Raw genomic sequence first — 12,838 nt, 5'->3', positions numbered from 1 at the left:
ATGCCTTCAATTCGACTGGCTGATTTAGCCCAGCAGTTGGATGCAGAATTACACGGTGATGGCGATATCGTCATCACCGGCGTTGCGTCCATGCAGTCCGCGCAAGCGGGCGATATTACTTTCATGGTAAATCCTAAGTACCGTGAACACCTGGCCGCTTGCCAGGCATCTGCCGTCGTGATGACGCAGGATGATTTGCCTTTTGCTCATCGCGCCGCGCTGGTAGTGCGTAATCCCTACCTGACCTACGCGCGCATGGCCCAGATTCTTGATACCACGCCGCAGCCGGCCCAGGATATCGCGCCCAGCGCGGTCATCGATGCCACGGCTAAGCTGGGTAATCACGTCGCCATTGGCCCGAATGCCGTTATCGAATCCGGCGCGATCCTCGGTGATAACGTGGTCATCGGCGCAGGTTGCTTCGTTGGGAAAAATACGAAAATAGGTGCTGGCTCGCGTTTATGGGCCAATGTCACCGTTTACCACAACATTGAGATCGGCGAGAATTGCCTAATCCAGTCCAGCACGGTGATTGGCGCGGATGGCTTCGGCTATGCGAACGATCGCGGCAACTGGGTGAAGATCCCGCAGTTGGGTCGCGTGATCATCGGCGATCGCGTAGAGATTGGCGCTTGTACGACCATTGACCGCGGTGCGCTGGACGACACCGTCATCGGTAATGGCGTCATTATTGATAACCAGTGTCAAATCGCGCACAACGTAGTGATTGGCGACAACACCGCGGTTGCTGGCGGCGTGATCATGGCGGGCAGCCTGAAAATTGGGCGCTATTGCATGATTGGCGGAGCAAGCGTGATCAACGGTCACATGGAAATCTGCGATAAAGTCACCGTCACGGGGATGGGGATGGTTATGCGTCCTATCACCGAGCCAGGGGTTTACTCTTCAGGTATCCCGCTGCAGCCGAATAAGGTCTGGCGTAAGACCGCTGCGCTGGTACTGAATATTGATGATATGAGCAAGCGTCTCAAAGCCATTGAGCGCAAGGTTAATCAGCAAGATTAGTGCTTCATCCAGCCACATTAAATTTTCGGCCTGTTGCATTCATGAGATTGCCGCAGGCCGTGTTATTATTGCCTTTTAGGATATTTGACAGGAAGAGTATTTTGACTACTGACACTCATACTCTGCACATTGAAGAGATTCTGGAACTTCTGCCTCACCGTTACCCGTTCCTGCTGGTCGATCGCGTGCTGGATTTTGAAGAAGGTCGTTTTCTACGCGCAGTTAAAAATGTTTCTGTAAATGAGCCGTTTTTCCAGGGACACTTCCCTGGTAAGCCGATTTTACCGGGCGTACTGATTCTCGAAGCCATGGCTCAGGCCACCGGTATTCTGGCATTCAAAAGCGTTGGAAAACTGGAACCGGGCGAGCTGTATTATTTTGCCGGGATTGACGAAGCGCGTTTCAAACGTCCGGTCGTGCCAGGCGACCAGATGATTATGGAAGTCACTTTTGAGAAAACCCGCCGTGGCCTGACTCGTTTCAAAGGCGTTGCGACGGTTGACGGAAAAGTGGTTTGCGAAGCAACGATGATGTGTGCCCGTAGCCGGGAGGCCTGATACGTGATTGATAAAACCGCCTTTATTCATCCTTCCGCCATTGTAGAAGAAGGCGCCGTTATTGGCGCTAACGTCCACATTGGCCCGTTTTGTATTGTTGGCGCTAACGTCGAAATCGGCGAAGGTACCGTACTGAAGTCTCACGTTGTTATTAACGGGCATACCAAAATTGGCCGCGATAACGAGATATATCAGTTTGCTTCCATTGGTGAAGTTAACCAGGATCTGAAATATGCTGGCGAACCGACCCGCGTGGAAATTGGCGATCGCAACCGCATCCGCGAAAGCGTCACCATTCATCGTGGCACAGTACAGGGCGGTGGATTAACGAAGGTGGGCAGCGATAACCTGCTGATGATCAACGCCCACGTGGCGCACGATTGTACGCTGGGCGACCGTTGTATTCTGGCGAATAACGCGACCCTCGCGGGCCACGTTTCGCTGGATGATTTTGTTATCATCGGCGGCATGACCGCAGTGCATCAGTTCTGCATTATTGGCGCGCACGTGATGGTTGGCGGCTGCTCCGGCGTTGCGCAGGACGTTCCGCCGTTCGTGATTGCTCAGGGCAACCACGCAACGCCGTTTGGCGTCAACATAGAAGGGCTGAAACGCCGCGGCTTCAGCCGTGAGGCGATCACAGCAATTCGTAACGCGTACAAGCTGCTGTACCGCAGCGGTAAAACGCTGGACGAAGCGAAAGCTGAGATCGCCGAGCTGGCGGCGCAGTACCCTGAAGTGCAGACATTTACCGACTTTTTTGCCCGCTCCACCCGCGGCCTGATTCGTTAATGGCTGAATCGCGTCCCCTGACGATTGCCCTGGTCGCCGGAGAAACTTCCGGCGATATTCTTGGCGCCGGTCTTATCCGCGCGCTCAAAGCTCGCATCCCTGATGCCCGCTTTGTCGGCGTTGCCGGGCCGTTGATGCAGGCGGAAGGCTGCGAGGCCTGGTATGAGATGGAAGAGCTGGCGGTGATGGGCATTGTGGAAGTGCTTGGTCGCCTGCGTCGGCTGCTGCATATTCGCGCCGATCTCACCCGTCGATTGACCGAGCTCAAGCCGGACGTGTTCGTCGGCATTGATGCGCCTGACTTCAACATTACCCTCGAAGGTAATCTGAAGAAGCAGGGTATCAAAACTATTCATTACGTCAGCCCGTCGGTATGGGCATGGCGGCAAAAACGCGTTTTCAAAATTGGCAGATCCACCGATCTGGTACTGGCATTCCTGCCTTTCGAAAAAGCGTTTTATGACAAATTTAACGTTCCCTGCCGGTTTATCGGCCACACGATGGCGGATGCGATGCCGCTGGATCCGGACAAAGGCGCGGCGCGCGACCGTCTGGGAATCGATCGTAACGTGCACTGCCTGGCGCTACTGCCGGGAAGCCGCGGGGCGGAAGTTGAGATGCTCAGCGCCGATTTCCTGAAAACGGCGCAGATCCTGCGAGACTCTTACCCCGATCTCGAAGTGGTTGTCCCTCTGGTCAACGCGAAGCGGCGGGAACAGTTCGAGCGTATCAAAGCGGAAACTGCGCCAGATCTTGCCGTACATCTGCTGGATGGGCGCGCGCGCGATGCGATGATCGCCAGCGATGCTGCGCTGCTGGCCTCCGGAACGGCTGCGCTGGAATGTATGCTGGCTAAGTGTCCGATGGTCGTCGGCTATCGGATGAAGCCGTTTACCTTCTGGCTGGCGAAACGGCTGGTTAAAACCGACTACGTATCGCTGCCGAATTTACTGGCCGGGCGTGAACTGGTTAAAGAACTGCTGCAGGATGAATGCCGGCCGCAGGCGCTGGCCGAGGCGCTGAAGCCGCTGCTGGCCGACGGTAAAACCAGCCACGATATGCATGAAACCTTTCGCGCGCTGCATCAGCAGATCCGCTGCAACGCTGATGAGCAGGCGGCGGATGCAGTACTGGAGTTAGCAAAATGATGGAGTTCGTTTACCCGCATACCCACCTGGTTGCGGGAGTCGATGAAGTCGGGCGCGGTCCGCTGGTCGGCGCGGTGGTGACTGCCGCAGTTATTCTCGATCCGGCAAAACCGATTTTGGGTCTTGCCGACTCGAAAAAGCTCAGCGAGAAGCGGCGCCTTGCGCTATTTGATGAGATCAAAGAAAAAGCGCTGTGCTGGAGCCTCGGTCGTGCGGAGCCGCATGAAATCGATGAGCTGAATATTCTACATGCGACCATGCTGGCCATGCAGCGCGCCGTTGCGGGCTTGAGCATTTCCCCTGAGTTTGTTCTTATTGATGGTAACCGCTGTCCGCCGCTACCAGTGCCTTCACTGGCGGTCGTTAAAGGCGACAGCCGAGTGGCGGAAATCAGCGCCGCGTCTATTCTGGCTAAAGTGACGCGGGATGCTGAAATGGCCGTACTGGACCGGGAGTTCCCGCAGTACGGTTTTGCGCAACATAAAGGTTATCCCACCGCTTTTCATCTGCAAAAGCTGCTGGAACATGGCGTAATCGAGCAATACCGGCGCAGCTTTGGCCCGGTGAAGCGCGCGCTGGGCCTGGCGTCCTGAACCGACACGCAAGCAATTAAGTAACGCGGAATCTGAAGATGGCTGAACCACGTTTCGTACACCTGCGGGTGCACAGCGACTATTCCATGATCGATGGCCTGGCGAAAACCGGACCGTTGGTAAAAAAGGCGGCCGCGCTCGGCATGCCTGCGCTGGCGATCACTGATTTTACCAACCTCTGCGGGCTGGTGAAGTTCTACGGAGCGGGGCACGGCGCCGGAATTAAACCCATTGTCGGGGCAGATTTTCACGTCCAGAGCGAGCTGCTTGGCGATGAACTGAGCCAGCTGACGGTACTGGCGACGAACAACGTTGGCTATCAGAATCTGACGCTGCTGATCTCCAAAGCTTATCAGCGCGGCTACGGTGCGGCGGGCCCGATTATCGATCGCGACTGGCTGATCGAATTAAAAGAAGGGCTGATTTTGCTCTCCGGTGGGCGCATGGGCGACGTGGGCCGTAGCCTGCTGCGCGGCAACATGGCGCTGGTGGATCAGTGCGTTGATTTTTACGAACAACATTTCCCTGACTGCTATTTTCTTGAGCTGATTCGCACCGGCCGTCAGGATGAAGAGCCCTATCTGCATGCTGCGGTAGAACTAGCGGAAACCCGGGGCTTACCGGTGGTGGCGACCAACGATGTTCGCTTCCTTGAGCCGGGCGACTTCGACGCCCATGAAATCCGCGTGGCTATCCATGATGGCTTCACCCTCGACGATCCTAAGCGTCCGCGTAACTACTCGTCGCAGCAGTATATGCGCAGCGAAGAGGAGATGTGCGAGCTCTTTTCCGATATTCCCGAAGCGCTGCAAAACACCGTGGAGATCGCCAAACGCTGTAACGTGACCGTGCGTCTTGGCGAGTACTTCCTGCCGCAGTTCCCGACCGGGGATATGACCACCGAAGATTATCTGGTCAAGAAATCCAAAGAAGGCCTGGAAGAGCGCCTGGAATTCCTGTTTCCCGATCCGGATGAGCGGGCTAAACGCCGTCCTGAATATGATGAACGCCTGGACATTGAGCTGCAGGTGATTAACCAGATGGGGTTCCCTGGCTACTTCCTGATCGTTATGGAGTTTATCCAGTGGTCGAAGGATAACGGCGTGCCGGTAGGGCCGGGACGTGGTTCCGGCGCCGGTTCGCTGGTCGCCTATGCGTTGAAAATTACCGACCTCGATCCGCTGGAGTTCGACCTGCTGTTCGAACGTTTCCTTAACCCGGAACGTGTCTCCATGCCCGACTTCGACGTTGACTTCTGTATGGAGAAGCGCGACCAGGTGATTGAACACGTCGCGGACATGTACGGTCGCGATGCGGTATCGCAGATTATTACCTTCGGTACCATGGCGGCGAAAGCGGTTATCCGCGACGTTGGCCGCGTGCTGGGCCATCCGTACGGTTTTGTGGACCGCATTTCCAAGCTGGTGCCGCCTGACCCGGGTATGACGCTGGCGAAAGCGTTTGAAGCCGAGCCGCAGCTGCCGGAAATTTACGAGGCGGATGAAGAGGTTAAAGCGCTGATCGACATGGCGCGTAAGCTCGAAGGGGTCACCCGTAACGCCGGTAAACATGCGGGTGGGGTGGTGATCGCGCCAACCAAAATTACCGATTTTGCCCCGCTTTATTGTGATGAAGCGGGCCAGCATCCGGTTACCCAGTTTGATAAAAACGACGTTGAATATGCCGGGCTGGTGAAGTTTGACTTCCTCGGCCTGCGTACGCTCACCATCATTAACTGGGCGCTGGAGATGATCAACGCCCGCCGCGAGAAGAACGGCGAGGGGCCGCTGGATATCGCCGCGATCCCGCTCGACGATAAAAAAAGCTTCGACATGCTGCAGCGTTCGGAAACCACCGCCGTTTTCCAGCTTGAATCGCGCGGTATGAAGGATCTGATCAAGCGTCTGCAGCCCGACTGCTTCGAAGATATGATCGCTCTGGTGGCTCTGTTCCGTCCGGGGCCGCTGCAGTCGGGGATGGTGGATAACTTTATCGACCGTAAGCACGGTCGCGAAGAAATATCGTACCCGGACGTGCAGTGGCAGCACGAATGCCTGAAACCGGTACTCGAGCCAACTTATGGCATCATCCTGTACCAGGAACAGGTCATGCAGATTGCCCAGGAGCTTTCCGGCTATACCCTTGGCGGCGCGGATATGCTGCGTCGTGCGATGGGTAAGAAAAAGCCGGAGGAGATGGCTAAGCAGCGCGGCACCTTTGAAGAAGGGGCGAGGAAGCGCGGTGTAGACGGTGAACTGGCGATCAAAATCTTTGACCTGGTGGAGAAATTCGCCGGATATGGATTTAACAAATCGCACTCCGCCGCTTATGCTTTAGTGTCCTATCAGACGCTGTGGCTAAAGGCGCACTATCCGGCTGAATTTATGGCGGCGGTGATGACCGCGGATATGGATAACACCGAGAAAGTCGTCGGCCTGGTGGATGAGTGCTGGCGGATGGGGCTGAAAATCCTGCCGCCGGATATTAACTCCGGCCTGTATCATTTCCACGTTAACGACGATGGCGAAATCGTTTATGGTATCGGCGCGATTAAAGGCGTCGGCGAAGGCCCGATTGAAGCGATTATTGATGCCCGTAATCAGGGCGGCTATTTCCGCGAACTGTTTGATCTCTGCGCGCGTACGGATATTAAAAAGCTCAACCGCCGGGTGCTGGAAAAACTGATTATGTCCGGGGCTTTCGACCGCCTCGGGCCGCATCGCGCGGCGTTAATGAATTCACTGGGCGATGCGCTAAAAGCCGCCGATCAGCACGCCAAAGCCGAAGCTATCGGTCAGGCGGACATGTTCGGCGTACTGGCGGAAGAGCCGGAGCAAATCGAACAGTCATACGCCAGCTGCCAGCCGTGGCCGGAACAGGTGGTGCTAGATGGAGAAAGGGAGACCCTGGGGCTGTATCTGACCGGGCACCCGATTAACCAGTATTTGAAAGAGATCGAGCGCTACGTTGGCGGCGTGCGACTCAAAGACATGCATCCGACCGATCGTGGTAAAGTGACCACGGCGGCCGGGCTCGTTATTGCCGCGCGGGTCATGGTCACCAAGCGCGGCAATCGTATCGGCATCTGTACGCTGGATGACCGTTCCGGGCGTCTGGAGGTGATGTTGTTCACCGACGCCCTGGATAAATACCAGCAATTGCTGGAAAAAGACCGCATACTTATCGTCAGCGGACAGGTCAGCTTTGATGACTTCAGCGGGGGGCTTAAAATGACCGCTCGTGAAGTCATGGATATTGACGAAGCCCGGGAAAAATATGCTCGCGGGCTTGCTATCTCGCTGACGGACAGGCAAATTGATGACCAGCTTTTAAACCGACTCCGTCAGTCTCTGGAACCCCACCGTTCGGGAACTATTCCAGTACACCTCTATTATCAGAGGGCGGATGCACGCGCGCGGTTGCGTTTTGGCGCAACATGGCGCGTCTCTCCGAGCGATCGTTTACTTAACGATCTGCGTGGCCTTATCGGCTCGGAGCAGGTGGAACTGGAGTTTGACTAATACAGGAATACTATGAGTCTGAATTTCCTTGATTTTGAACAGCCGATTGCAGAGCTGGAAGCGAAAATCGATTCTCTGACAGCGGTAAGCCGCCAGGATGAGAAACTGGATATTAACATCGATGAAGAAGTGCATCGCCTGCGTGAAAAAAGCGTAGAGCTGACGCGCAAGATCTTCGCCGATCTTGGTGCATGGCAGGTTGCGCAACTGGCTCGCCATCCACGTCGCCCATACACCCTGGATTATGTCCGCCTGGCTTTCGACGAATTCGACGAACTGGCCGGTGACCGCGCCTACGCTGACGATAAAGCGATCGTTGGTGGGATTGCGCGTCTGGACGGACGTCCGGTGATGATTATCGGCCACCTGAAAGGGCGCGAAACCAAAGAGAAAATTCGCCGCAACTTCGGTATGCCGGCGCCGGAAGGCTATCGTAAGGCGCTGCGCCTGATGGAGATGGCCGAGCGCTTTAAAATGCCGATTATCACCTTCATCGACACCCCGGGCGCTTATCCGGGCGTTGGCGCGGAAGAGCGCGGTCAGTCTGAAGCGATTGCGCGCAACCTGCGTGAAATGTCGCGCCTGAGCGTACCGGTTATCTGTACCGTTATCGGTGAAGGCGGCTCCGGCGGCGCGCTGGCAATCGGTGTGGGCGATAAAGTGAATATGCTGCAGTACAGCACTTATTCCGTTATCTCCCCGGAAGGCTGCGCGTCCATTCTATGGAAAAGCGCCGACAAAGCGCCGCTGGCCGCCGAGGCGATGGGCATTGTTGCCCCGCGTCTGAAAGAGCTGAAGCTGATTGACTCCATTATTCCTGAGCCGCTGGGCGGCGCGCATCGTAATCCGGAAGTGATGGCCGCCTCTCTGAAAGCGCAACTGCTGGCCGATCTGGCTGACCTCGACATTCTGAGTGAGGAAGAGCTGCTGAACCGTCGTTATCAGCGTTTGATGAGCTACGGCTACGCCTGATTATCGATCTCATTTTTTCTCTAAGGGCCGGATTTTCCGGCCCTTTTTTTATGTGTTGTTGACTGAGATTAGATGAGATGGACAAGAGCTAATGTGATTAGCGGATGATGCCGGTCTCCCCTGAAACTGCAGCAACTGCCAGGTATTGCGAACCGGCAGTCAGTTAACAAGGATAAAGGAGAAATACTATGGCATTGCATAAAACCGTCGCGTTAAGCGCCGTGGCCGCAGGGATCATGTTAAGCCTGGGGGCCGCACAATCCGCGCCGCTGCTTGGTGCAACGGAAGCGATAACTCTTAAGGCGAGCGATCTGACCGCGAAAGAAAAAGCCTTAACCGACTTTCCGCTCATGGCGTCGGTAAAATCATCGATTCAAACGCTGTCTAACAGCGCGGTTGAAAAAATCGAGCCGGGTCTGGCGACCAACCCGACCAACGTTAAGCGTGTGGAAAGCATCCTGTCCGAACAGGACTGGGAATATCTGTTTCCGATGCGCGCTGCAGAATATACCTACTCTAACTTTCTGAAAGCTATTGGTAAATTTCCCGCGGTTTGCGGGACCTATACCGACGGACGCGACAGCGATGCCATCTGCCGTAAATCTCTGGCAACCATGTTTGCCCACTTTGCTCAGGAAACCGGCGGCCATGAAAGCTGGCGCGATATTCCCGAGTGGCGTCAGGCGCTGGTGTATCTGCGTGAAGTGGGTTGGGTTGAAGGTCAGAAAGGCGGCTACAACGGGGAATGCAACCCGGATATCTGGCAGGGCCAGACCTGGCCTTGCGGCAAAGATAAAGACGGCGACTACCTGAGCTATTTTGGTCGCGGCGCGAAACAGCTCTCCTATAACTACAATTATGGTCCGTTCTCCGATGCGATGTACGATGGCGACGTTCGTCCTCTGCTGGATAAACCAGAGCGGGTGGCGGATACCTGGATGAACCTGGCGAGCGCGGTCTTCTTTTTCGTTTACCCGCAGCCGCCGAAGCCCTCTATGCTGCACGTCATCGATGGAACCTGGGTGCCAAACGATCATGATAAAGCGAATGGCCTGGTGGAAGGCTTTGGGGTCACCATTCAGATCATCAACGGTGGCGTTGAGTGCGGCGGGGCGGAAGAGAACGCGCAGTCTCTGAACCGTATCGCCTACTACAAAGAGTTCGCAAACTACCTGAAAGTGCCGATTGCCGGTGATGAAGTTCTCGGCTGCAAAAATATGAAGCAGTTCGATGAAGGCGGCGCGGGCGCATTGCCGATTTACTGGGAAGAGGACTGGGGATGGAGCGCCGACACCGCCGACGGTAAGACCAACGCCTGTCAGCTGGTGGGTTACCAGACGCCGTATACCGCCTTTAAAGAAGGCGATTATGCCAAATGCGTCCAAAGCCACTTCAATGTCAACATCATCGATGACAGCTGCCAGGGCGACACCACTCCGCCTGCGCCCGAGGATAATACTCCTGCGCAGGAAACAAACGTGGCGCCGGTTGCCCGTATCACGGGTCCGATCGGCGCTATCGAAGCGGGGGCCACGGTTTCCCTGAGTGCGGAGAGTTCTACCGATGCGAACGGCGACAAGCTTATCTACACCTGGATGTCGCAGGACGGCCAGACTCTCGGCGGGCAGGATAAAGCCGTGATTACCTTTACCGCGCCGACAACCGATCGGGACGCGCAATATGTTGTTAGCCTGACGGTCAGCGACGGTACGTTGTCCAGTACGACCACCTATACCCTGAACGTGAAGGACAAAGCCGCTTCTGCGGATGAAACGACGGATGGCAAAGACAGCGACACCATCAGCTATCCTTCCTGGAGCAGCACCCAAACCTGGAATGCGGGCGATATCGTCAACAACCACGGTGCGCTTTATCAGTGTAAACCGCTGCCTGAAGGCGCATGGTGCAACGTAGCGCCGACGTACTACGAGCCTGGAGTAGGTATTACCTGGGGCGATGCCTGGAAAGCGCTTTAATAGAGATAAATCCGCCAGTGCTTAGCGCTGGCGGGGTGCTATTATGCTTTCCTTAGGTAAATTCCAGGAGGAAAGCGTGAATATCATTGCGATCATGGGGCCCCACGGCGTCTACTATAAAGACGAACCGATCAAAGAACTGGAAGCCGCCCTGCAACGGCAAGGTTTCCAGACCATCTGGCCGCAAAATAGCGCCGATCTTTTGCAATTTATCGAGCATAATCCGCGGATCTGTGGAGTTATTTTCGACTGGGATGAATACAGCGTTGACCTGTGCAGTGATATTAATCGCTTAAACGAATACCTGCCGCTTTACGCATTTATCAACGCCCATTCGACGATGGACGTCAGCAGTCAGGACCTGCGCATGACGCTATGGTTCTTTGAATACGCGCTGGGGCTGGCGGAAGAGATCGCTACCCGCATCGGTCAATACACCCGCGAATACCTCGATAATATTACCCCGCCGTTTACCAAAGCCTTGTTCAACTATGTGCAGGAGGGAAAATATACCTTCTGTACCCCCGGGCATATGGGCGGCTCGGCTTATCAAAAAAGCCCGGTGGGCTGTCTGTTTTACGATTTCTTTGGCGGGAATACCTTAAAGGCCGACGTCTCTATATCCGTGACGGAACTGGGGTCGTTGCTCGATCATAGCGGCCCGCATCTGGAAGCTGAAGAGTATATTGCCCGCGCATTCGGCGCCGAACAGAGCTATATGGTAACCAACGGGACCTCGACGTCGAATAAGATTGTCGGGATGTATTCCGCCCCGGCGGGCAGCACCCTGCTTATCGATCGCAACTGCCATAAATCGCTGGCCCATTTACTGATGATGAGCGATGTGGTGCCGCTGTGGCTAAAACCGACGCGCAATGCGCTGGGGATCCTCGGCGGCATACCCAAGCGCGAATTTACCCGCGACAGTATTCAGCAAAAGGTGAATGCGACAGGCGGCGCCGGGTGGCCTGTGCATGCGGTGATCACTAACTCTACCTATGACGGGCTGCTGTATAATACCACCTGGATAAAAGAGACTCTCGACGTGCCGTCAATCCACTTTGATTCCGCATGGGTGCCCTATACCCATTTTCATCCGATCTATCAGGGCAAAAGCGGGATGAGCGGCGATCGCGTTCCGGGGAAAGTGATCTTTGAAACGCAGTCGACGCATAAAATGCTGGCCGCGCTATCCCAGGCTTCGCTGATTCATATTAAAGGCAGCTATGATGAAGATACCTTCAATGAAGCCTTTATGATGCACACCTCGACGTCCCCCAGCTACCCGATCGTTGCCTCCATCGAAACGGCTGCCGCGATGCTGCGCGGCAATTCCGGCAGGCGTCTGATTCAGCGTTCAATTGAACGGGCGCTGGATTTTCGTAAAGAGGTGCAGCGGTTACGCGAAGAGTCTGACGGCTGGTTCTTTGATATCTGGCAGCCGGAAGAGGTGGGGGAAGCGCAGTGCTGGCCGGTATCGCCGGGTGAACCGTGGCATGGCTTTCAGGATGCCGATGACGACCATATGTTCCTCGATCCGGTGAAAGTGACCATTCTGACGCCCGGTATGGACGAACAGGGCAACATGGATAGCGAAGGCATTCCGGCCGCGCTGGTGGCGAAGTTTCTGGATGAGCGCGGTGTGGTGGTTGAGAAAACCGGGCCCTACAATCTGCTGTTCCTTTTCAGTATCGGCATTGATAAAACCCGAGCGATGGGTCTGCTGCGCGGGTTAACCGAATTCAAACGCGCTTACGATCTCAATTTACGGGTGAAAAACATGCTGCCGGATCTGTATGCCGAAGATCCGGATTTTTACCGCAACATGCGCATTCAGGATCTGGCGCAGGGTATCCATCGCCTGATTCGCCAGCACCAGCTCTCGCAGCTGATGCTGAGCGCCTTTGACGTTCTGCCGGAGATGAAAATGACGCCGCATCAGGCCTGGCAGCGGCAGATTAAAGGCGAAGTGGAAACCATCGAACTGGAGAATCTGGTCGGGCGTATTTCAGCGAATATGATCTTACCGTACCCGCCGGGCGTGCCGCTGCTGATGCCCGGCGAGATGATCGTCGAGGAGAGCCGGGCGGTGCTCGATTTTCTGTTAATGCTGTGCTCTATCGGCCGCCACTATCCGGGCTTCGAAACCGATATCCACGGCGCGAAACGCGATGAAGATGGCGTGTACTGGGTTCGAGTCTTAAAAAATGACTAAGCGCTTGCGCAATAACGAACTGAACGAGTAACGTTGTT

General features: G+C 55.5%; 9 protein-coding genes. All 9 read left to right on the top strand.

Annotation, left to right across the window (positions count from 1 at the left end):
• The 9 genes from lpxD to EGY08_RS09795 all read left to right on the top strand — a co-directional run bounded on the left by lpxD (window position 1) and on the right by EGY08_RS09795 (window position 12,800).
• Window positions 1-1,026, top strand: a complete 1,026-nt coding sequence (gene lpxD, locus EGY08_RS09835; RefSeq protein WP_004129118.1) for a UDP-3-O-(3-hydroxymyristoyl)glucosamine N-acyltransferase — start codon at window positions 1-3, stop codon at window positions 1,024-1,026.
• A gap of 101 nt (window positions 1,027-1,127) precedes the next feature.
• The gene (gene fabZ, locus EGY08_RS09830; RefSeq protein WP_004098761.1) at window positions 1,128-1,583 is read left to right on the top strand and encodes a 3-hydroxyacyl-ACP dehydratase FabZ; all 456 of its coding nucleotides are present in this window, start codon (window positions 1,128-1,130) and stop codon (window positions 1,581-1,583) included.
• Window positions 1,584-1,586: 3 nt separating this feature from the next.
• Entirely contained in the window at window positions 1,587-2,375 is a 789-nt protein-coding gene (lpxA, locus tag EGY08_RS09825; protein ID WP_004129120.1) for an acyl-ACP--UDP-N-acetylglucosamine O-acyltransferase, read from the top strand.
• Window positions 2,375-3,523 (top strand): lipid-A-disaccharide synthase, encoded by a 1,149-nt coding sequence (lpxB, locus tag EGY08_RS09820; protein ID WP_004129121.1) that lies wholly within the window; start codon window positions 2,375-2,377, stop codon window positions 3,521-3,523. The genes lpxA and lpxB overlap by 1 nt, the downstream gene beginning before the upstream one ends.
• Window positions 3,520-4,116 (top strand): ribonuclease HII, encoded by a 597-nt coding sequence (gene rnhB, locus EGY08_RS09815; RefSeq protein ID WP_004129122.1) that lies wholly within the window; start codon window positions 3,520-3,522, stop codon window positions 4,114-4,116. The genes lpxB and rnhB overlap by 4 nt, the downstream gene beginning before the upstream one ends.
• A 38-nt stretch (window positions 4,117-4,154) precedes the next feature.
• Window positions 4,155-7,637 (top strand): DNA polymerase III subunit alpha, encoded by a 3,483-nt coding sequence (gene dnaE, locus EGY08_RS09810; protein ID WP_123828449.1) that lies wholly within the window; start codon window positions 4,155-4,157, stop codon window positions 7,635-7,637.
• Between the two features lie 12 nt (window positions 7,638-7,649).
• Window positions 7,650-8,609: an acetyl-CoA carboxylase carboxyl transferase subunit alpha gene (gene accA, locus EGY08_RS09805; RefSeq protein WP_123828448.1), complete on the top strand. Its 960-nt coding sequence runs from the start codon at window positions 7,650-7,652 to the stop codon at window positions 8,607-8,609.
• Window positions 8,610-8,797: 188 nt separating this feature from the next.
• Window positions 8,798-10,585 carry a chitinase gene (locus EGY08_RS09800; protein ID WP_123828447.1) on the top strand — a complete coding sequence of 596 codons (1,788 nt, stop codon included), beginning with the start codon at window positions 8,798-8,800 and terminating at the stop codon, window positions 10,583-10,585.
• A gap of 76 nt (window positions 10,586-10,661) precedes the next feature.
• Entirely contained in the window at window positions 10,662-12,800 is a 2,139-nt protein-coding gene (locus tag EGY08_RS09795; RefSeq protein ID WP_049123085.1) for a lysine decarboxylase LdcC, read from the top strand.
• Window positions 12,801-12,838: the final 38 nt, after the last annotated feature.

The organism is Klebsiella sp. FDAARGOS_511, assembly GCF_003812845.1.
Taxonomy (GTDB): Bacteria; Pseudomonadota; Gammaproteobacteria; order Enterobacterales; family Enterobacteriaceae; genus Klebsiella; species Klebsiella grimontii.
Note: the sequence above shows the minus strand (reverse complement) of the source record. Positions and strands in the feature narration are given on the sequence as shown.

Coding starts and splice junctions, on each gene's coding strand:
- lpxD (WP_004129118.1), top strand. CDS start 1: ATGCCTTCAATTCGACTGGCTGATTTAGCCCAGCAGTTGGATGCAGAA.
- lpxB (WP_004129121.1), top strand. CDS start 2,375: ATGGCTGAATCGCGTCCCCTGACGATTGCCCTGGTCGCCGGAGAAACT.
- accA (WP_123828448.1), top strand. CDS start 7,650: ATGAGTCTGAATTTCCTTGATTTTGAACAGCCGATTGCAGAGCTGGAA.
- EGY08_RS09800 (WP_123828447.1), top strand. CDS start 8,798: ATGGCATTGCATAAAACCGTCGCGTTAAGCGCCGTGGCCGCAGGGATC.
- rnhB (WP_004129122.1), top strand. CDS start 3,520: ATGATGGAGTTCGTTTACCCGCATACCCACCTGGTTGCGGGAGTCGAT.
- dnaE (WP_123828449.1), top strand. CDS start 4,155: ATGGCTGAACCACGTTTCGTACACCTGCGGGTGCACAGCGACTATTCC.